This is a genomic window from Xanthomonas sp. NCPPB 1132 (genome assembly GCF_056629235.1).
On sequence record NZ_CM152819.1, the window covers coordinates 3,454,239 to 3,473,203 of the forward strand.

Consider the following 18,965-nt stretch of genomic DNA (forward strand, 5'->3'; position numbering starts at 1 on the left):
GCGTCACCGGTCCGCGGCCAGCGCGGCGATGCGCGCGTGGTGCGCGAGCAGTTCGCTGCGCTCCACCGCGAAGATGCCCATCTGCCCGACCTTGAACTCGACCCAGGCGAAATCCACTTCCGGCAGCAGCTGCGCCAGCGCGCGCTCGGACTCGCCGACCTCGCAGATCAGCAGGCCGTCCTCGCTCAGGTGCGCCGGCGCGTCGCGCAGGATCTTCAGCGCCAGGTCCAGGCCGTCGTCGCCCGCGCGCAGGCCCAGCTCCGGCTCGTGCGCGTACTCCGGCGGCAGCGCGTCGGTCTCGGCATGGGTGACGTAGGGCGGATTGGTCACGATCAGCTCGTAGCGGCGACCGCCCAGCCCGGCGAACAGGTCGGACTTGACCAGTTCGACGTTGTCGGCCAGCAGCCGCTCCTTGTTCTCGGCGGCCAGGCTCAGCGCCTCGTCGCTGATGTCGACCGCGTCCACCAGCCAGTTCGGGTTGTAGTGGGCCATGGCGATGGCGATGCAGCCCGAGCCGGTGCACAGGTCCAGCGCGCGCTCGACCGGGCGGCCGGCCAGCCACGGCTCAAAGCCGGCCTCGATCAGTTCGGCGATCGGCGAACGCGGCACCAGCGCGCGCGCATCGCTCTTGAAGCTGAGCCCGGCGAACCAGGCCTCGCCGGTGAGGTAGGCGGCGGGGATGCGCTCGGCGATGCGGCGCTCGAACAGCGCCAGCACCTGCGCCTTCTCCGGCGTGGTGACCCGCGCGCTGCCGTAGGCCGGGCCGAGGTCGTGCGGCAGGTGCAGCGCGTGCAGCACCAGCTGCGTGGCCTCGTCCAGGGCGTTGTCGTAGCTGTGGCCGAAGCTCAGCCCGGCGGCGTTGAAACGGCTGGTGCCGTAGCGGATCAGGTCGATGATCGTGTGGAGTTCGGCGGCCGCGTCGGCAGTCATGGCAACAGGCAAGGCAATTCGGCCCCCGATTATAGAGGCCCGGCCGCTATGATGAGCGTTCGTTGCATGGGAAATCAGTATGTTCAACCGCACCTTCGGCATCGTCCTGGTGGTTGCCCTGGCCGCCGGCCTGGGGCTGCTGCTGGCCCAGAAGTACTTCGGCGGCAGCGCCGCCCCGGCCTGGCCGGAAACCCGCACGGTGCGCATGTACCCGCAGCCGCGCCCCCTGCCCGACTTCCACCTGCGCCAGACCGACGGCACGCCGCTGGTGCCGGGCGAGCTCAAGGGCCACTGGACCCTGGTGTTCCTGGGCTTCACCGCCTGCCCGGACGTGTGCCCCACCACCCTGGCCGACCTGGCACGCGCGCAGAAGCAATGGGAGACGCTGCCGGACACGCTGCGCCCGCGCGTGCTGTTCGTCTCGGTCGACCCGCAGCGCGACACCCTGCCGCGGCTGGGCGAGTACGCCCACGCCTTCCACAAGGACACCATCGCCGCCACCGCCGACGTGCCCGAACTGGAGCGCTTCGCCACCGCGCTGGGCTTCGTGTTCCAGAAGGTGCCGGGCAAGCACTACGCCGAAAACCCGAACGACTACAGCATGGACCACTCCGCCGCGATCGCGGTGCTCGACCCGCAGGGCCGCCAGGCCGGGCTGATCCGCCCGCCGTTCGATGCCGCCGCGATCGCCGCCGACCTGCAGGCCCTGACCAAGGCCACCGCCCCATGAGCCTGACCACCCGCCTGACCTACGTGCTGCCGCACCGGCTGCTGTCCTCGCTGGCGCGGCGCCTGGCCTATTCGTCGCGGCCCGGACTGAAGCAGTGGCTGATCGACACGGTGGTGCGCCGCTTCGGCGTGGACCTGAGCGAGGCTGCGCAATCGGACGCGACCGCCTACCCGACCTTCAATGCCTTCTTCACCCGTGCGCTGAAGCCCGGGGCACGCGTCGCCGACCCCGACCCGCAGGCGCTGCTGATGCCGGCCGACGGGCGCATCAGCCAGCTCGGCCGGATCGAGGACGGGCGCATCTTCCAGGCCAAGGGCCAGTCCTTCACCGCCGCCGAACTGCTCGGCGACGACGCCGCGGCGGCCCCGTTCGCCAACGGCCTGTACGCCACCGTGTACCTGTCGCCGCGCGACTACCACCGCGTGCACATGCCGTGGACCGGCACCCTGCGCGAAACCGTGCACGTGCCGGGGCGGCTGTTCAGCGTCGGCACCGATGCGGTGCGCAGCGTGCCGCGCCTGTTCGCGCGCAACGAGCGCCTGGTCTGCCATTTCGACACCGACTTCGGCCCGATGGTGTCAGTGATGGTCGGCGCGCTGCTGGTGTCCGGCGTGGAAACCGTGTGGAGCGGCGTGGAGATCCCGCGCTACGCCGACCGCATCACCCGCAAGGATTGGCGCGGCAAGGGCATCACCCTGCAGCGGTTCGAGGAGATGGCGCGCTTCAACTACGGCTCCACGGTGATCGTGCTGCTGCCGCCTGGCGTGGCCGCGTTCGACCCGGCGCTGAAAGCGGAATCGCCGGTGCGGCTGGGGCAGGCGCTGGCGCGGTTGGTGCGCTGAGGTGTGGGGGCCGCGCTGCGGCCCCTTTGTGCAGAGACACCCTTGTGGGAGGGACTTCAGTCCCGACGCGCTGGCGGTGAGAGACCGCAGGCTTGCAATGGGGGCTGAAAAGGCACACGCGCCAGCACTGCGGCCGCCGCACCCTCATCCGGCGCTACGCGCCACCTTCTCCCGGGGGGAGAAGGGATTGGGCAGCGCTTGTCCCTCACAACCAGTGCTGCGGCGCCCGCCCCACTGTGGGAGGGACTTCAGCCCCGACGCATTGGCGCTGAGAGACCGCGAGCTCGCGATGGATGTCTGAAAAAGCCGCTCGCCGGCGCTGCGGCTGCCGCACCCTCATCCGGCGCTGCGCGCCACCTTCTCCCGGGGGGAGAAGGGATTGGTCCGCGCTTGTTCTAACAGCCAGTGCTGCGGCGACCGCTACTGTGGGAGGGACTTCAGTCCCGACGCATTGGCGGTGGACGGGCCACCTACCTGCAATGGATGGCGGTAACGCCACACGCCTAAGACTGCGAGTGGCCCGACCCTCATCCGGCGCTGCGCGCCACCTTCTCCCGGTGGGAGAAGGAGTGCACGTTCTTACTTCTCGCAGCCCACCAGCTTCAACGACTGCCCCGGCTTCAGCGCATAACCCGGCGCACGCAAGCCATTCGCCTTGGCCAGTTCCTTCAGGTCGCAGTCGTGGCGGTCGGAAATCCGGCCCAGGGTGTCGCCCTTGGCCACGCGGTAGTTGCGCATCTGCTTCTGCTTGGGCTTGGCCGGCGCGGGACGGCCGGTGGCCACCGTGGTCGGCACGCCGGCGACCGGGCTGACGTCGCCTACCGCCACGTTGCCGGTCAGGTCGGCGGCCGGCGCCGGGCTGCCGCTGCGCACCGCGGCGGTGACATCGGCGGTGATCAGCGCGCGCGCCAGGTCGGCACGCGGGCCACTGACGCAGTAGCGGTTGTACAGGCCGACGATCTTGGTGGTGGCGTTGATGGTCACCCCGGCCGGGATCCAGCCGTCCGGCTCGTAGCGCGGGTTGAGGTTGCGCAGCGCGCGCATGTAGCCGTCGCGGGTGCCGTCGCTGCCCAGGCAGATGGTCAGTTCGTAGATGGTGGTGGACTTGGCCAGGCGCAGCGTGGCCGGCTGCGCATTGATCTTGGGGAAGGCCACGCCGTATTGCTGCGGGTGCAGGAAGATCCACGCCGCGGCGATCACCATCGGCACGTAGTCCTTGGTCTCGGCCGGGAACTGGTTGTACACCGATGCGTCCCAGAAGCTGCGGCCGGGCATCTGGTTGAACACGCGCGCGGCGCGGCCTTCGCCGCCGTTGTAGCCGGCCAGGGCCAGTTCGACGCTGCGGTTGAGCTCGGCCAAGCGCTCGTTGATGTAGACCGCACTCGCCTCGGCGGCGCTGCGCGCGTCGTAGCGGGTGTCGAAGCCGGTACCGTCCGGGCCCAGGCCGAAACGGCGCCCGGTGGCCGGCATGAACTGCATCAGCCCGGCAGCGCCCACCCGCGAATTGGCGTGCACGCGACCGTTGGATTCCTTGGCGATGATGCCGAACAGCAGCGCTTCCGGCAGGCCGCGCTTCTCCCATTCCGGCCACATGACCGCGCGCAGGTTCTGGTAGTTCTCGTAGCTGCTCATCAACGCCGGGCGCATGTCGGTGAGCCAGCGGCGGATGCCGGCCTGCACCGCCGGGTTGTACTCCACCATCGAATCGAAGGCGTGGCGCTTGTCGTTGAGCAGGCGCGCCGCGCGCGCGGCTTCCGGCACGTCGGCGGCGAGCGGGCTGATGTGGTCGGGGTCGGCCTGCAGCGGCGCGGAGTCGTCGTCGGCGGCATCGGCATCGCTGGCCTGGCCCTGCGCATCGGCCTTGGCCTTGAGCAGGCGCTTGTACGCGCCCAGATAGGTGCCGACCTCACAACCGCGCTGCTTGATGCAGGCCTGGATCACGTCCTCGATGTCCTCCAGCGCGGCGTCGCTTTCCTGGGTGCCCTTGGGGTCGCTGTTGCCGACCAGCACCATGGCGTCGTTATAGCGCTTCTCGGCGGCGGCCAGGCGCTGGTCGAGGACAGCGATGGCGGCCTGGTCGCGGGCGGACACGCGGGCATGGGCGGCAGGAGCGGTGCAGGTCAGCGCCACGGCAGCCGCGACGGGCCACGCATGGGTGAAGCGGAACGGAAGGGGCATGGTGGGACGCGGCGACGGAAAGGCCGCAGGGTAGCCCCCGCCGTCACATTGCGGCAAGGTCGCCGCGGCCGCGACCCGGCCCGCGGCGGGCCGACGTTCATGGCCGACGGGCATCCCGCGCTGCAGCACGGGCATCGCGTGCGAACCCGGGCAACGCCGTTTGCGGCGGGACGTATCGGCGTTGCAGCAGCGAACGGCCAGACAAGGCAAAGACCGCTTTTGGCGGCCATGCCGGCGTCTGCGCGGCACCGCGACGCGCCCAGGACAACACGTACGCGTTCAGCCATCCCGCGGACGCTCTAGAATCCAGGCATCTCATTGCGGACCCCGATATGGACCCGATCCTGCTAGGCAAAGGCGTGACCGACGACATCGCGGTGCTGCTGCAACCGCGCCTGGGCAATCGCCACGGCCTGGTCGCCGGCGCCACCGGCACCGGCAAGACCGTGACCCTGATGACCCTGGCCGAAGGCTTCTCGCGGATCGGCGTGCCGGTGTTCCTGGCCGACGTGAAGGGCGACGTGGCCGGCCTGGCGATGCCCGGCGACGGCAGCGAGAAGGTGCTGCAGCGCGCCAGGGAAATCGGCGTGACCGACTACGCGCCGGCCGCCAACCCGGTGGTGTTCTGGGATCTGTACGGCCAGCTCGGTCATCCGGTGCGCACCACCGTCAGCGAGATGGGCCCCACCCTGCTGGCGCGCGTGCTGGAACTCAACGACACCCAGGCCGGCGTGCTCGACATCGTGTTCAAGCTGGCCGACGACCGCGGCCTGCTGCTGCTTGACATGGACGACCTGCGCGCGCTGCTGGCGCTGGTGGTGGAAGAGCGCAAGGACATCTCCACCGAATACGGCCTGGTCAGCGCGCAGTCGGTGGCGGCGATCCAGCGCGCGCTGCTGCGCCTGGCCCAGGACGGCGGCGAAGGTTTCTTCGGCGAACCGGCGCTGGACCTTGCCGAGCTGATGCGCACCGCGCCCGACGGCCGCGGCACCATCAACATCCTCGCCGCCGCGCAACTGGTGCTCAAGCCGCGGCTGTACTCGACCTTCCTGCTGTGGCTGCTGTCGGAACTGTTCGAGCGACTGCCGGAAGTGGGCGACCTGGACAAGCCCAAGCTGGTGTTCGTGTTCGACGAGGCGCACCTGCTGTTCGACGACGCGCCGCCGGCGCTGGTGCAGCGCATCGAGCAGGTGGTGCGGCTGATCCGCTCCAAGGGCGTGGGCGTGTACTTCTGCTCGCAGTTCCCCGACGACGTGCCCGACAGCATCCTCGGCCAGCTCGGCAACCGCGTGCAGCACGCGCTGCGCGCCTACACGCCGCGCGACCAGAAGGCGGTGCGCACCGCCGCCGAGACCTTCGTGGCCAATCCCAAGCTGGATGTGGCCAAGGCCATCTCCCAGCTCGGCACCGGCGAGGCGCTGGTGTCCACGCTGCAGGACAAGGGCGTGCCATCGCCGGTGCAGCAGACCCTGATCGCGCCACCGCGCTGCCGCATGGGCGCGATCACCGAGGCCGAGCGCGCGCAGGTGCGCGCCGGCAGCCCGGTCGGCGCGCGCTACGACACCCCGGTCAATCGCGAATCGGCGGCGGAACTGCTGGCGCGTCGCGTCGAGCAGAGCGCCGACCGCAGCGCCGCGCCGCCGGCACGCACCCGCGAACAGGACGAGGCGCAGGACAGCGGCTTCGGCCAGGCGGTCAAGGACGCGGTGTTCGGCACCAAGCGCCGCCAGGGCATGCTGGAGGCGATGGCCAAGCAGACCTCGCGCACCATCGGCAACCGCATCGGCCAGCAGATCGTGCGCGGCATCTTCGGCAGCATCTTCGGCGGCAAGCGCTGAGCGCGGCCGACGCCAAAGGAAGCTCCAGCATGGACAGCAACGCGATGAGCGCCTTGCAATGATGTCGCGGCCAGACAAGCCGACAACGCTCCAGGGAAGCTGCCACTGCGGCGGCCTGACCGTCGCGTTCTCGACGGATCAAGCGGCCGGGGACATCCATCCGCGCGCCTGCGACTGCAGCTTCTGCCAGAAGCATGGTGCGGCATACGTTTCCGATCCCGCCGGCACACTGCGACTGACGGCCACGCATGCCGAGGCCGTGCATCGTTATCGCCAGGGCGCAGAGGCCGCCCAATTCCAGCTGTGCCGCCAGTGCGGGGTGCTGGTCGCGGTCACGTTCGAGCACCAGGGGCGGCTTTACGGTGCCGTCAATGCCGGCTGTCTGAACAAGACGCCGGCACTGGGGGCTGCAGTGCCGGTGTCCCCGCAATGGCTGGATGCCGAAGCAAAAATGGCCCGATGGCGACAGGCGTGGGTGCCGGACGTGCAATGGGTCATCGCTGACACCTGAGCATGCCTGCCGCACACCGTCGCCACCAGCGATCGACAGGCCCGGCGCTCAGAACGCTGGATGCGCGGTTAGGAACGGCCTTCGATCCTGGCGATGCCACGCGCAGAGACAAGAACCGACAACGCCACGCTAGGCCAGCAGCCCGTGCAGCTTGGCGTATTGCAACAGCATGATGGTCTTGGCGTCGGCGATCTCGCCGCTGTCGATCATCGCCAGCGCCGCGTCGAGCCTCAGCTCCAGCACCTCGATCTCCTCGCCTTCGGCCGCCACGCCGCCGCCAGCGCCGACCTTGTCGCGGTCGACGTATTCGCCGACGAAGAAGTACAGCCGCTCGGTCACCGAACCCGGGCTCATGAACGCCTCGAACACCTTGCGCACGTTCTCGATCCGGTAGCCGGTCTCTTCTTCGGTCTCCTTGCGGATGCACGTCTCCGCATCGTGGCGATCGAGCAGTCCGGCGCAGGCCTCGATCAGCATGCCGTCGGGGTTGCCGTTGAGCAGGGTCGGCAAACGGAACTGGCGGGTCAGCATCACCGTGCCCTTGGCGCGGCTGTACAGCAGGATGGTCGCGCCATTGCCGCGGTCATAGGCCTCGCGGGTGAGCGCCTGCCAACTGCCGTCGTGGCGCTGGAAATCGAAGCTGACCTTGCGCAGCACGTACCAGTTGTCCGACAGCACCTCGATGTTGGTGACGCGCACGCGCGGGTTGGCGGAAACGAAGGAAGAATCCAAGCGAAGCTCCAAGGGGAAATGGGGGAGGCGCAGCGCGTATGCAGGACCATCGGCCTGGCATCGCGCTGTCCACGTTCGGGCGCAGTGTAGCGAGCCGGCGCATGGCGACAGCGGGGCGGAACGCGCGTTGCGCAGTCGACCACACAATGGCGGCATGGCAACCCGCGGCCCCACCACAGGTGTGCCCGGCGACCCCCGATTGCGCGCGCCGCCGCCGACCCGCACAATCGTCGCACTTCGTAGACAGGGGGCGTCATGGAAGACCGTCGACGCGCGGGCGCACGCCGCGCACATCGCAGCACACCCGAGCCGTTCTGGGCGCGCACCCGCGCCATCGCGCTGTATCCGCTACACGGCGGCGCACTGTACGCGCTGATCGCGCTGACCCTGTGCAGCCTGCTGGGCCTGCTGCCGGGCATCGGCTGGATCCTGAGCATCGTCACCAGCCTGGCGATCTACAAGTACGCCTTCGAGATCCTGCGCCAAACCGCCGACGGCTACCTGGACGCGCCGGAACGCGGGTTCGACATCGGCGACGGCGTGGTCGTGCGGCTGTTTGCGCTGATGATCGTGCTTGGCGTGGCCGTATTCGCGGCGCTGCTGCTGACCGGACCGGTCGGCGGCCTGCTGATGCTGCTGGCGGTGGTGCTGCTGCAGCCGGGCTTCCTGATTTCCCTGGCGATGGACGGCAGCCTGCGCCGCGCACTGAACCCGGCCGTATCGATCGGCCTGGCGCTGCGCATCGGCTGGCCGTACCTGGCGGCGTTCGGCCTGCTGTTCGTGATCCAGGCCAGCGCGCTGGGCGCCGCCGCCTGGCTGCAGCGCGCCCTGCCGCCATTGGTCGCCGACCTGGCGGTCACCGTGGTGACGATCTGGGGCCTGTTCGCCGCCTTCCACCTGATGGGCTATCTGGTCTACCAGTATCACGCGGTGCTGGGCTACGAACCGGCCGCCGACGCGGCAGGTGCGTTCGGCCGGCACGACCCGGACCAGCGCGTGCTCGACGAGGCCGAACAACTGGTGCGCGACGGTCATACCGAGGACGCCCTGCAGGTGCTGTGCAGCGAAGTGCGCAGCCGCGCGGTGAGCCTGGGCGTGCACGAGCTGTACCAGCGCCTGCTGCGCGGCAGTGCGCGCCACGACGAACGCCGCGAGCATACCCGCCAGTACATCCACCGGCTGCTGCAGGAAAAGCAGGAACGCCGGGCGCTGGCGCTGCAGCGCGAAGCGCTGGACACCGATCCCGACTTCGCGCCGCTGCTGCCGGAACAGGCCACGCTGCTGGCCGAACGCGCGCAGTCGGCCGGACAGTTCCGGCTCGCCGCCGACGGCCTGCAGGCCGCACTACGCGCCTGGCCGAAGGCGCCAGAACGCAGCGCCTGGTCGCTGCAGGCCGCGTTGCTGCTGGCCGAACGCTTCGGCGAAGACGCGCAGGCCCGCGACCTGCTGGAGGATGCGCTGAACCGCTGCGACGACGAGATGCAACGCAGCAAGCTGCAGGCGGCGTTGCGCGCGGTGACGATCGCGCCGGTCTAGCGCGGGGCGCGACAAGGCGCCCCGCTTCCGCGCCGGGCAGCTCCCTCACGCGTTGGCGAGCAGGAACCGCGCCTTGTCCGCCTGCGGCAGGTCCGGATAGCGCGCGACCAGCGCCTCCAGCACGCGCCGCCACTCCGCCGTGGCCTGGCGTTCGCCATGGCCCAGCGCCAGCCGGAACCAGGCCTGCGCCTGCTGCTCGCGCGGCGAAACCGCATCCTGCGCCAGCAGCGTCTCCGCCTCGGCCAGCAGCCCCAGCGCCATCCAGCGCGCGAACAACGCCGCACGCGTCGGCGCGTCCAGATCACCAGCCGCGGCAAGCACTGCCGCCTGCTGCTGCGCCTCCTGCACGGACGGCGCCGCCAGGCGCAGCACGTCCAACGCGCGCAGCCGCGCCGTCGCGACCTGGCCGGCGTTGGCGGCCACGCGATAGCGCGCCAGCGCCACATCGAAGCGCTGCGGCGCCTCCGCCGCCAGCGCGTCCAGCAGCGCGCCGGCCTGGACGTGCTCCATCCGCCCCAGATGCGCCTGCGCGCGGTCCCAGCGGTCGTCGGCCGGCACCCCGTCATCGTCGCGCAGGAACGCCTCGCGTGTCTGCCCGCTCGCCACCAGCACGGCACCGAGCAGCGCGCCGACCACCAGCCCGCCGGCATGCGCGTCGAAGCCGATGCCGGCATCGCCGTTGAGCAGCAGGTTGTACAACTCCCAGCCCAGCCACAGCGGCAGCAGCACGATGGCCGGGGCGCGCACGTAGTCGAACAGCACCGCCGCCCAGTAGAAGAAGCGCACCGGACGCCGCCCCCAGACCACGCAGAACGCGCCCATCAGCGCGGCGATGGCCCCGGAGGCGCCGAGACCGGCGCCGGCCTCGCCCCAGCGCCACCACAGGCTGGCCGCGCTGGCGCCGAATGCACCGAGCAGGTACACCGCCAGGAACCGCCAGCCGCCGATCGCGCCTTCCAGCAGCGTGCCCAGCGCCAGCAGGAACAGCATGTTGCCGATCAGGTGCATGGCGTCGGCGTGCAGGAACGCGGCGCTGAGCATGCGTGCCGGCGCCAATTCGGAACTGCGCTGTACGTGGCGCAGGGTGAACACGCGCTGCAGCAGCGTGTCGTAGCGCGCGCGCAGCGGCGCCCAGGCCTGCCGTGCATCGGCGTCGGCGAAGGCGCTGCCGTCGCGCATGGCCTGCACGAAACGCACGTCGTGCAAGGTGGCGGCGCCGACGAACGCGGTCCACTCCGCCGCCGGCACCTGCTGCAGCCGTGCCAGCGCATCGCGCTGACCGCTGCCCTCCAGATAACACGCATAGGCCGGCGCTTCCAGCGCGCCGAGCCCGGAGTCCAGGTAAACGCGCAGCGCCTGCCGTAGCGGCGCACCGTCGTGGCGCTGCCAGCCGACGTAGACCGCGACGTTGAGCAGGATCAGCAGCAGCGTGACCAGCGGAAAATTCTCCCGCGACAGCGGCTTGTGCAGCGGCAGGATCAGCATCGGGCGACGTTCGTATGCTGGGCGGCGCCAGCTTCGGCGATCGCCTGCGGGTGCGCAAGCCGCAGCCACGCGCTAGCATCGCCACCCCGCTCCACCGCAGTCGTACCGATGAGCCGTTGGCGTCCCCCTGCCGAAAAAAGCACAGCCCTGATCACCCCGGAAGGCCATGCCCGGCTCAAGGCCGAGCTGGACGAGCTGTGGCGGGTGCGCCGCCCGGAAGTGGTCAAGGCGCTGGCCGCGGCGGCGGCCGAGGGCGACCGCTCGGAGAACGCCGAGTACACCTACCGCAAGAAGCAACTGGGCGAGATCGACCGCCGCGTGCGCTACCTGAGCAAGCGCCTGGAAGCGCTGCGCGTGGTCGCCGAGGCGCCGTCGGACCCGCAGGCGGTGTTCTTCGGCGCGCACATCGAACTGGAGGACGCCGACAGCGGCGAACTGCGCCGCTACCGCATCGTCGGCCCGGACGAGACCGACGCGGCGCGAGGCTGGATCAGCATCGATTCGCCGCTGGCGCGGGCGCTGCTGAAGAAGCGCGTCGACGACGAAGTGGAAGCGCAGTTGCCCGGTGGCCGCCACAGCTTCGTGGTGGTGGCGGTGGACTACGCCACGCCGTGAGCGCGCGGCGCCAGGGCGCCACACGTGCCGCCGTCTGCGGCCTCAGAGCACCCGCAGATCCAGCGGCGTTGCCGACGACGCCTGCGCCGGCAACGCATCGCCGAACAGGTCGTGCTCATCGCTATCGGTGATCTCGACCTGCACCAGATCGCCCGGCTTCAGCCCGAGTTCGCCGCCGTTCTGGATATGCACCAGGCCGTCGATCTCCGGCGCATCGGCCTTGGAGCGCGCCACCGCGATGCCGTCCTCCAGCAGGTCGACCAAGCATTCCTGCACGCTGCCGATCTTGGCTTCCAGGCGCGCGGCGGAAATCGCCGCCTGCCGCTCCATGAAGCGCGCCAGCCGCTCCTGTTTGAGTTCCTCCGGCACCGGATCCGGAAGCGCATTGGCGCTGGCGCCTTCCACCGGCGAATAGGCGAAGGCACCGACGCGGTCCAGCTGCGCGGCGTCCAGGAACTCCAGCAACTGCTCGAACTCGGCGTCGGTCTCGCCGGGGAAGCCGACGATGAAGGTCGAACGCAGGGTGATCTCCGGGCACAGCGCGCGCCAGCGCTGCACGCGCTCCAGGGTGCGCTCGACCGCGCCGGGCCGCTTCATCAGCTTGAGGATGCGCGGGCTGGCGTGCTGGAACGGGATGTCCAGGTACGGCAGCAGCTTGCCCTCGGCCATCAGTGGGATCACGTCGTCCACGTGCGGGTACGGATACACGTAATGCAGGCGCGCCCACGCGCCCAGTTCCGACAGACCCTCGCACAGCGCCTTCATCCGCGTCTGATAACTGCGGCCACGCCACTCGCGCTCGGCGTACTTCAGGTCCACGCCATAGGCCGATGTGTCCTGCGACACCACCAGCAGCTCGCGCACCCCGCCCTTGACCAGACGCTCGGCCTCGCGCAGCACCTCGTCGACCGGGCGCGACACCAGGTCGCCGCGCATCGACGGAATGATGCAGAAGCTGCAGCGGTGATTGCAGCCTTCGGAGATCTTCAGGTAGGCGTAATGCCGCGGCGTCAGCTTGACCCCGATGTCGTCCTCGGCGCCCCGCGCGCGCGGCAGCAGGTCCACGAACGGATCGTGGCGCGGCGGCAGCGCCGCATGCACCGCTTCCATCACGCTCTGGTAGTCCTGCGGACCGGAGACCGCCAGCACGTCCGGATAGGCCGCGCGGATCTGCTCCGAACGCTTGCCCAGGCAGCCGGTGACGATGACCTTGCCGTTCTCGGCCATGGCCTCGCCGATCGCCTCCATCGACTCGGCCACGGCCGAATCGATGAAGCCGCAGGTATTGACCACCACCACGTCGGCCGCGTCGTAGCTGGGCACGATCGCATAGCCCTCCACGCGCAGTTGGGTGAGGATGCGTTCGGAATCGACAAGGGCCTTCGGGCAGCCGAGGCTGACGAAGCCGACTTTGGGGGTCGCGAGAGACATTGGGGCCGGGGTCCGGGGGCCTGGGAGAAAAACAGCGCGCGAAGTATACCGGGCCGGGGCCGCCGACGTGGCCCGGCCCGGTGTGCGCCCGCTCACCCCGGCTTAGCCTGGGCCATGGATAATCCGCCGCTTCCCCCACGCCACAGGAATGCCGCTATGGGCCACTGGACCACGCTCGACACCGCTCACGGCCAGGTTTCCGCCTGGCACGCCCTGCCCGAGGGCACGCCGCGCGGCGGCTTGGTCGTCATCCAGGAAATCTTCGGGGTGACCGACTACATCCGCGAGGTCGCCGACCGCTACGCCACGCACGGCTACGAGGTGCTGGCGCCGGCGCTGTTCGATCCGGTCGAGAAGGACGCGCAGCTGGCCTACGACCAGGACGGCGTGCGCAAGGGCCTGGAACTGGTCGGCGCGCTCGGCTTCGACCGCGCGCTGGACATCGTGCAGGCGGCCGCGCAGGCGCTGGCGCCGGCCGGCAAGGTCGGCACCCTGGGCTACTGCTGGGGCGGCAGCGTCGCGCTGCTGTCGGCGCTGCGCCTGGGCCTGCCCTCGGTCAGCTACTACGGCGGCCACAGCACCCAGTTCCTGGACGAGACGCCGCAGGCGCCGGTGCTGTTCCACTTCGGCGCGCAGGACGGCAGCATCCCGGCCGAATCGATCCAGCAGCACCGCGAAAAGCTGCCGCAGATGCAGACCTTCGTGTACCCGGCCGGGCACGGCTTCGACCGCCATGTGGATCCTAACCACTACGACGCCGACAGCGCCGACCTCGCCCGCGAACGCAGCCTGGCGTTCCTCGCCGAGCACGTGGGCTGAGCCGCGGCATGGCCGACTTCGTCCTCGACCCGCGGCTGCAGGCCGACAGCGCGTTCGTCGCCGATGGGCCGCTGTCGCAGGTGCGGCTGATGGACGACGCGCGCTTCCCGTGGCTGCTGCTGGTGCCACGGGTAGCCGAGGCCAGCGAGTGGATCGACCTGGACGGCGGCCAGCAGCGCCTGCTGCTGGTCGAGATCAACCAGCTCTCGCAGCTGCTGCGGCAGGAGCCGGGCGTGCACAAGCTCAACATCGGCGCGCTGGGCAACGTGGTGCGGCAACTGCACGTGCACGTGCTGGGGCGGCATCCGGGCGATGCCGCCTGGCCCGGCCCGGTGTGGGGCAGCGGCACCGCACAGCGGCTGCCGGCCGAAGAACTGCAGGCGCGTGTTGCGGCATGGCGCCAGCGGCTACGATAGGCGCCCTTTTTACGGAAGCCGCGCCTCCATGAAATCCAATGTGATCGCCGCCATCGTGCTGATCGTGATCGGCCTGGTGTTCCTGGCCAACAATCTGGGCTGGACCAACCTGAGCCTGGGCCGGCTGATCGCCACCTGGTGGCCGGCGATCCTGGTCGCGGTCGGCGTCGGCATGCTGTTCGGCCGCGGCAAGTAGGTGGAGCCGGGATTGGGGATTTGGGAGTGGGGATTCGCGAAAGCGATTCCCCAATCTTAGCTGCTACGTCGCGCTAGCTGCTTTCGGGAGCGGCCCCTGCAAAGGCAGGGGCGCCGTGTCGCGACTGCGGGCTCAGCGGCGGACGTTGACCACGCGGGTGCCGGCGATCAGGTCGTGCAGGCAGCGCTTGTCCTGGCGGAAGATGAACAGCGTGTCCACCAGCACATAGATGCTGCCCACGATCGGCACCAGCGAGATCGCTTGGGTCGGCAGGTAACGCAACGCGATCAGACGCCAGAACGGCGGCTGCCCGCCGTCCAGGTCGGCGATGCGGATCCACAGCAGCTTCTTGCCCCAGGTCTGGCCGCTCTTGGCCAGCGGGTAGCCCTGCACCAGCAGGAAGATCACGATACCCAGCACGCCGTAGCCGAACGTGGTCAGGAACGGCAGCTGCACGCCGCTGCGCGCGGCCTCCATGACCTTACCGAAGTAGCCGGTCAGCGCCGCCACCGGCAGGAACGTCGCCAGCGAGATCACGCCGTCGATCAGCGCCGCACCGAGGCGCTCGCCACGGCCGGCGAGGACCTCGCCGCCGGCGGTGCCCGGCAGCGCCGGCGGCAATGCCGCGTCGGGGGCCTGATAGGGATTGGGGTCGTTCATTGCGCGCTCCTTGTGCTGTCGAAAAGAAGGGAGTGAGAGATCAGGTCTTGGGCAGGGTCACGCCGGTCTGGCCCTGGTACTTGCCGCCGCGGTCCTTGTAGCTGGTCTCGCAGACGTCGTCGGCATCGGACTGGAAGAACAGCATCTGCGCCACGCCTTCGTTGGCGTAGATGCGCGCCGGCAGCGGCGTGGTGTTGCTGAATTCCAGGGTCACGTGGCCTTCCCACTCCGGCTCCAGCGGGGTCACGTTGACGATGATGCCGCAGCGCGCGTACGTGCTCTTGCCCAGGCACACCACCAGGGTGTCGCGCGGGATGCGGAAGAATTCCACCGTGCGCGCCAGCGCGAAGCTGTTGGGCGGGATGATGCACTCGTCGGCCTCGATGTCGACGAAGCTCTTGGGGTCGAAATGCTTGGGGTCGACGATGGTCGAGTTGATGTTGGTGAACACCTTGAACTCGCGCGAGCAGCGCACGTCGTAGCCATAGCTGGAGGTGCCGTAGCTGACGATGCGCTGGCCGTCGAGCTGCTTGACCTGGCCCGGCTCGTAGGGCGCGATCATGCCGTGCTGTTCAGACATGCGGCGGATCCAGCGGTCGCTCTTGATGCTCATGGGGCTTTCCTGATGCGGTGGCGGCGGCCGCAGCCTGCGCGCCGGGAACGCAGCCGGCGAAGGGAGCCGGCCGCAATAGCCGGCGATTCTATCCGGTGCAGGGCGTTCGCGGCAGGCGCCGCGCGCCGCTCAGCGCAACGCCGCGGCGATCGGGATGGCGGCGCGCGGGCGCTTGCGCAGTTCCTCGGTCAGGCGCTGCGCGGTGCCCAGGTAGGCCTGCGCCGCGGCCGAGTCCGGTGCCGCGGCCACCACCGGGGTGCCGGCATCGCCCTGCTCGCGGATCGCGATCGCCAACGGCAGCGACCCCAGCAGCGGCACACCGTACTGCTGCGCCATGCGCTGGCCGCCGCCCTCGCCGAACAGGTGCTCGACATGGCCGCACTGGCTGCAGGTATGCACCGCCATGTTCTCGACGATGCCCAGCACCGGCACTTCGACCTTCTCGAACATCTTCAGCGCCTTCTTCGCATCCAGCGTGGCGATGTCCTGCGGGGTGGTGACGATCACCGCACCGGCCACCGGGATCTTCTGCGCCAGGGTCAGCTGGATGTCGCCGGTGCCGGGCGGCAGGTCGATCAGCAGGTAGTCCAGGTCGTCCCAAAGGGTATCGGCGAACAGTTGGGTGAGCGCCGAGGTCGCCATCGGGCCGCGCCAGATCATCGGCGTGTCCTGGTCCACCAGCAGCCCGATCGACATCGCCTCGATGCCGAAGGCGCGCATCGGCTCGATGCTCTTGTCGTCCGGACTGTCCGGGCGCCCGCTCAGGCCGAGCATGGCCGGCACGCTGGGGCCGTAGACATCGGCATCCAGCACGCCCACGCGCGCGCCCTGGCGCTGCAGGGCCAGGGCCAGGTTCACGGCGGTGGTGGACTTGCCCACCCCGCCCTTGCCGGAGCCGACGGCGATTACGTTGCGGATGCGCGGGTGCGGGGCGAGCTTGGGCTGGACGGCGTGGGCGGGGAGACGCGGGCGTTCGGTCATCGGGAAACTCGTCAACGGAAATGGGCGAACATCCGCGCACTGCACTCGCATGTAAGCCAGGCAGATCGCGCGATGCCCGCGATTGGCACGACGACTATACAAGGACAGGGTCGGCAGCCGCCGACACCTGGGCAGCCAGCACCGCCTTCGCGCGGTGAGGCGACGCCTGCCGAAGCCGCGTCGATCAGCCGTCCAAGCGTGCTCCGTTTCTCCCTGCGCTCGAACGGCATACGAAGTCATCTCGACGACGGCAGGACCAACGGCACTCCTTGGCGGCCAGGGACCGCTTGTAGAGTGCGCAGCTAACGCGTTCTGATATATTCACAAAATGTTCATATATGCGCAGTCGCGCAGACGTCTGGCTCGTTCATCACCTGGGGAATGTTGCATGACAAGAGTTAACTCGGCGCGGCATTGGAGCCTCGCCATGGGCGTCGCCACGTTGTTGGCCAGCACAGCGGCGCAGGCCATCCAGCCGATTCCGATCGAGGATCTGGCTCGGCTGCCCGCGCTTCAGTCGGTGACGATGAGCCCCGACGGCAAGCGCATCGTGGGCCTGATCCCATCGCCGCAGAATCCGGATGAAACCGCGCTGGCGACATGGGACACCTCGGCGCTGTCCAAGGGCCCCACCGTGGTCACGCCTTCCGGCGACAGGATGAAGTTCATTTCCGCTTACGCCTTGAAGGCCGACAAGATCCTGACCGTGGCACGACAGGAATGGACCGGACGCCTCGGCGGCTGCGGCGAAGGCAACTCCACGGGTTCCACCCGGACCTTCGTGTCCAAGACCTATCTGACAGGAGACAACCAGAAGGACTTCAAGGAAGCGTTTGCGGACAATGCGCGCAAGGTCGGCATCAGCGCCGATACACAGCTGTGCCTGGAGTTGAGCGGCACGGCGTCGCTCGTGGACATGCTGCCGCTGGACCCGGACCGCGTGGTCATCCAGCAACTGAGCGAGGTCAGCCTATCTTCCAGCTACTACCTCTACAATCTCAAAACCGGGCAGACCGAACTGCTGTTTCGTGGCGATTCGCGCGCGGTCCCGTCGCTGTTCGACCATCGCACCGGCAAGGTACTGGCGAAGCAGCAGATCGACGGAACCGGCGGCGACTACGAACAGCAGGTCCTGCTGCTCGATCCGAAATCGGGCCAGTTCTCGGTGCATGCGCCGCTGACAACCAAGATTTCCGCCCGCAACGTAGTAGACGTGCTGGGCATCGACGATGCGACCGGAAAGTACTACATCCTGACCGATCAGTTCTCCGACAAGGCGCAAGTGCGCCTCTACGATCCGCTACAGCGCAAATATGATCCCGATCCGGTCGTGGCCGACCAGAACTTCTCCATCGCAGGCCTGATCTTCGGCACGCAGTCGAGCAACTTCAATAAAGTCGTGGGTTTCACCGTGGATGGCCCGACGCGCGAGTCCATTTACGTGGATCCGACCTTGAAGTCGATTCAGGAAAGCCTGAAAAAAGCATTCCCCGGTCAGAGCATCGCCCTGGGCGCTTACACCGATGATCTCTCCAAGGTGTTTTTCACCGCGCAGAGCGCCGACCAGCCACCCAGCTATCACTTGCTGATCAACAAGCAGACCGTCACATCCCTGGGAAGTTCCAGGCCCTGGATCGGCAAGAACGGCTTTTCCTTGCAAGAACGCTGGGTCAGCTACACCGCACGCGACGGGCGCAAGATTCCAGCCATCCTGGACCTTCCCGCAGGCTGGAAGCAGGGAGATCCAGCCGGTCCGGCAGTCATCAACCCGCATGGCGGCCCATGGGCCCGCGACTACATGGGATGGGATGTTTCCGGGTGGGTACCACTGCTTACGTCGCGCGGCTACGCCGTCCTTCGGCCCCAGTACCGGGGCACCCAAGGTCTTGGACGCGATCTCTGGGTAGCCGGAGACCGAGAATGGGGCCAGAAAATGTCGGATGACAACGACGATGGTGCGGCTTGGCTTGTCTCGCAAGGCTTTGCGTCCAAGGACCGGGTGGCGATCTTCGGCTATTCCTACGGCGGCTTCGCAGCGGCCGCGGCCACCGTCCGCAAGCCATCGCCATACCAGTGCGCCATCGCCGGTGCACCGGTCACCAACCTGGGGAAACTCAGCACCTCCTGGAGCGATAACCGCCTGCAACGCATCCTGCAAGGAAAGACGCTGAAGGGCATGGACCCGATGCAGAACACGGCCAATGCCACAATCCCCGTACTGCTATTCGTAGGAGACCGCGATGTGCGCACTCCATCGTTCCATGCCAAGGACTTCTACGAGGCAGTCAAGGACACCGTCCCGGCCAAGTTCGCGCTGATCCCGGATCAGCCGCACAGCCTGCCCTGGTACCCAGGCCAACAGAGACAGACCCTTGGCTTGATCCAGGACTTCCTGAAGAACGACTGCGGCCCTGGCGGCCTCTGAAACTCTGACGCCAGCCGCTCGAGAGAC

General features: G+C 68.9%; 18 protein-coding genes. 10 read left to right on the forward strand and 8 right to left on the reverse strand.

The annotated features are described in order from the left end of the window. Positions 1 to 3 precede the first annotated feature (3 nt). Complete coding sequence (prmB, locus tag AC1G9L_RS14725; RefSeq protein WP_019802077.1) at positions 4 to 930, reverse strand: 50S ribosomal protein L3 N(5)-glutamine methyltransferase; 927 nt, start codon at positions 928 to 930, stop codon at positions 4 to 6. Positions 931 to 1,009: 79 nt separating this feature from the next. Here prmB and AC1G9L_RS14730 point away from each other — a divergent pair, with 79 nt between their 5' ends. Further along, positions 1,010 to 1,660: an SCO family protein gene (locus tag AC1G9L_RS14730; protein WP_010340523.1), complete on the forward strand. Its 651-nt coding sequence runs from the start codon at positions 1,010 to 1,012 to the stop codon at positions 1,658 to 1,660. Then, the gene (asd, locus tag AC1G9L_RS14735) at positions 1,657 to 2,502 is read left to right on the forward strand and encodes an archaetidylserine decarboxylase (protein ID WP_019802076.1); all 846 of its coding nucleotides are present in this window, start codon (positions 1,657 to 1,659) and stop codon (positions 2,500 to 2,502) included. The genes AC1G9L_RS14730 and asd overlap by 4 nt, the downstream gene beginning before the upstream one ends. A gap of 579 nt (positions 2,503 to 3,081) precedes the next feature. Here the strand turns inward: asd and AC1G9L_RS14740 are convergent. Next, the gene (locus AC1G9L_RS14740; protein WP_481069390.1) at positions 3,082 to 4,680 is read right to left on the reverse strand and encodes a transglycosylase SLT domain-containing protein; all 1,599 of its coding nucleotides are present in this window, start codon (positions 4,678 to 4,680) and stop codon (positions 3,082 to 3,084) included. Positions 4,681 to 5,012: 332 nt separating this feature from the next. Here AC1G9L_RS14740 and AC1G9L_RS14745 point away from each other — a divergent pair, with 332 nt between their 5' ends. Together AC1G9L_RS14745 and AC1G9L_RS14750 are read left to right on the forward strand one after the other, a co-directional pair. Continuing rightward, positions 5,013 to 6,518, forward strand: a complete 1,506-nt coding sequence (locus tag AC1G9L_RS14745) for a helicase HerA-like domain-containing protein (protein WP_481069391.1) — start codon at positions 5,013 to 5,015, stop codon at positions 6,516 to 6,518. A 58-nt stretch (positions 6,519 to 6,576) separates the two neighbouring features. Next, positions 6,577 to 7,029 (forward strand): GFA family protein, encoded by a 453-nt coding sequence (locus AC1G9L_RS14750; RefSeq protein WP_019801978.1) that lies wholly within the window; start codon positions 6,577 to 6,579, stop codon positions 7,027 to 7,029. A 129-nt stretch (positions 7,030 to 7,158) separates the two neighbouring features. Here the strand turns inward: AC1G9L_RS14750 and AC1G9L_RS14755 are convergent, their stop codons facing one another. Next, positions 7,159 to 7,761: an NUDIX domain-containing protein gene (locus AC1G9L_RS14755; RefSeq protein WP_019801977.1), complete on the reverse strand. Its 603-nt coding sequence runs from the start codon at positions 7,759 to 7,761 to the stop codon at positions 7,159 to 7,161. Between the two features lie 255 nt (positions 7,762 to 8,016). Between AC1G9L_RS14755 and AC1G9L_RS14760 the strand changes: the two genes are divergently transcribed. After that, positions 8,017 to 9,297: a hypothetical protein gene (locus AC1G9L_RS14760; RefSeq protein WP_019801976.1), complete on the forward strand. Its 1,281-nt coding sequence runs from the start codon at positions 8,017 to 8,019 to the stop codon at positions 9,295 to 9,297. A 45-nt stretch (positions 9,298 to 9,342) separates the two neighbouring features. On the opposite strand, the gene AC1G9L_RS14765 is transcribed toward AC1G9L_RS14760, so the two are convergent. Further along, positions 9,343 to 10,782, reverse strand: coding sequence for a rhomboid family intramembrane serine protease (locus AC1G9L_RS14765; RefSeq protein WP_481069392.1), 1,440 nt, complete (start codon positions 10,780 to 10,782; stop codon positions 9,343 to 9,345). A 108-nt stretch (positions 10,783 to 10,890) separates the two neighbouring features. Between AC1G9L_RS14765 and greB the strand changes: the two genes are divergently transcribed. Then, positions 10,891 to 11,397, forward strand: a complete 507-nt coding sequence (greB, locus tag AC1G9L_RS14770; RefSeq protein ID WP_019801381.1) for a transcription elongation factor GreB — start codon at positions 10,891 to 10,893, stop codon at positions 11,395 to 11,397. Positions 11,398 to 11,439: 42 nt separating this feature from the next. On the opposite strand, the gene rimO is transcribed toward greB, so the two are convergent. After that, positions 11,440 to 12,828, reverse strand: coding sequence for a 30S ribosomal protein S12 methylthiotransferase RimO (rimO, locus tag AC1G9L_RS14775; protein ID WP_019801382.1), 1,389 nt, complete (start codon positions 12,826 to 12,828; stop codon positions 11,440 to 11,442). A 156-nt stretch (positions 12,829 to 12,984) separates the two neighbouring features. Between rimO and AC1G9L_RS14780 the strand changes: the two genes are divergently transcribed. The 3 genes from AC1G9L_RS14780 to AC1G9L_RS14790 are packed head-to-tail and all read left to right on the forward strand — an operon-like array spanning position 12,985 to position 14,259. Continuing rightward, entirely contained in the window at positions 12,985 to 13,647 is a 663-nt protein-coding gene (locus AC1G9L_RS14780; RefSeq protein ID WP_019801383.1) for a dienelactone hydrolase family protein, read from the forward strand. Positions 13,648 to 13,655: 8 nt separating this feature from the next. Next, on the forward strand, positions 13,656 to 14,063 hold the full coding sequence (locus AC1G9L_RS14785) for an HIT domain-containing protein (RefSeq protein WP_019801384.1): 408 nt from the start codon (positions 13,656 to 13,658) through the stop codon (positions 14,061 to 14,063). A gap of 28 nt (positions 14,064 to 14,091) precedes the next feature. Next, positions 14,092 to 14,259 carry a LiaI-LiaF-like domain-containing protein gene (locus tag AC1G9L_RS14790; RefSeq protein ID WP_003467495.1) on the forward strand — a complete coding sequence of 56 codons (168 nt, stop codon included), beginning with the start codon at positions 14,092 to 14,094 and terminating at the stop codon, positions 14,257 to 14,259. 132 nt (positions 14,260 to 14,391) lie between these two features. Here the strand turns inward: AC1G9L_RS14790 and AC1G9L_RS14795 are convergent, their stop codons facing one another. The 3 genes from AC1G9L_RS14795 to apbC form a co-directional block, all read right to left on the reverse strand. Further along, complete coding sequence (locus AC1G9L_RS14795) at positions 14,392 to 14,919, reverse strand: RDD family protein (RefSeq protein WP_481069393.1); 528 nt, start codon at positions 14,917 to 14,919, stop codon at positions 14,392 to 14,394. Positions 14,920 to 14,959: 40 nt separating this feature from the next. Continuing rightward, a complete protein-coding gene (dcd, locus tag AC1G9L_RS14800) occupies positions 14,960 to 15,532 on the reverse strand; it encodes a dCTP deaminase (RefSeq protein WP_019801387.1) in 573 nt (190 codons plus the stop codon). Positions 15,533 to 15,661: 129 nt separating this feature from the next. Further along, positions 15,662 to 16,513, reverse strand: coding sequence for an iron-sulfur cluster carrier protein ApbC (gene apbC, locus AC1G9L_RS14805; RefSeq protein WP_481069394.1), 852 nt, complete (start codon positions 16,511 to 16,513; stop codon positions 15,662 to 15,664). A gap of 427 nt (positions 16,514 to 16,940) precedes the next feature. Between apbC and AC1G9L_RS14810 the strand changes: the two genes are divergently transcribed. Then, entirely contained in the window at positions 16,941 to 18,938 is a 1,998-nt protein-coding gene (locus tag AC1G9L_RS14810) for a prolyl oligopeptidase family serine peptidase (RefSeq protein ID WP_019800913.1), read from the forward strand. The last annotated feature ends 27 nt before the right edge of the window (positions 18,939 to 18,965 follow it).

Excerpts from the sequence above, each read along its gene's own strand:
- rimO (WP_019801382.1), bottom strand. The coding sequence starts at position 12,828 with ATGTCTCTCGCGACCCCCAAAGTCGGCTTCGTCAGCCTCGGCTGCCCG.
- AC1G9L_RS14740 (WP_481069390.1), bottom strand. The coding sequence starts at position 4,680 with ATGCCCCTTCCGTTCCGCTTCACCCATGCGTGGCCCGTCGCGGCTGCC.
- AC1G9L_RS14810 (WP_019800913.1), top strand. The coding sequence starts at position 16,941 with ATGGGCGTCGCCACGTTGTTGGCCAGCACAGCGGCGCAGGCCATCCAG.
- AC1G9L_RS14745 (WP_481069391.1), top strand. The coding sequence starts at position 5,013 with ATGGACCCGATCCTGCTAGGCAAAGGCGTGACCGACGACATCGCGGTG.
- AC1G9L_RS14760 (WP_019801976.1), top strand. The coding sequence starts at position 8,017 with ATGGAAGACCGTCGACGCGCGGGCGCACGCCGCGCACATCGCAGCACA.
- AC1G9L_RS14790 (WP_003467495.1), top strand. The coding sequence starts at position 14,092 with ATGAAATCCAATGTGATCGCCGCCATCGTGCTGATCGTGATCGGCCTG.
- AC1G9L_RS14785 (WP_019801384.1), top strand. The coding sequence starts at position 13,656 with ATGGCCGACTTCGTCCTCGACCCGCGGCTGCAGGCCGACAGCGCGTTC.
- dcd (WP_019801387.1), bottom strand. The coding sequence starts at position 15,532 with ATGAGCATCAAGAGCGACCGCTGGATCCGCCGCATGTCTGAACAGCAC.
- AC1G9L_RS14780 (WP_019801383.1), top strand. The coding sequence starts at position 12,985 with ATGGGCCACTGGACCACGCTCGACACCGCTCACGGCCAGGTTTCCGCC.
- AC1G9L_RS14730 (WP_010340523.1), top strand. The coding sequence starts at position 1,010 with ATGTTCAACCGCACCTTCGGCATCGTCCTGGTGGTTGCCCTGGCCGCC.
- prmB (WP_019802077.1), bottom strand. The coding sequence starts at position 930 with ATGACTGCCGACGCGGCCGCCGAACTCCACACGATCATCGACCTGATC.
- apbC (WP_481069394.1), bottom strand. The coding sequence starts at position 16,513 with ATGACCGAACGCCCGCGTCTCCCCGCCCACGCCGTCCAGCCCAAGCTC.
- asd (WP_019802076.1), top strand. The coding sequence starts at position 1,657 with ATGAGCCTGACCACCCGCCTGACCTACGTGCTGCCGCACCGGCTGCTG.
- AC1G9L_RS14750 (WP_019801978.1), top strand. The coding sequence starts at position 6,577 with ATGATGTCGCGGCCAGACAAGCCGACAACGCTCCAGGGAAGCTGCCAC.
- greB (WP_019801381.1), top strand. The coding sequence starts at position 10,891 with ATGAGCCGTTGGCGTCCCCCTGCCGAAAAAAGCACAGCCCTGATCACC.
- AC1G9L_RS14795 (WP_481069393.1), bottom strand. The coding sequence starts at position 14,919 with ATGAACGACCCCAATCCCTATCAGGCCCCCGACGCGGCATTGCCGCCG.
- AC1G9L_RS14765 (WP_481069392.1), bottom strand. The coding sequence starts at position 10,782 with ATGCTGATCCTGCCGCTGCACAAGCCGCTGTCGCGGGAGAATTTTCCG.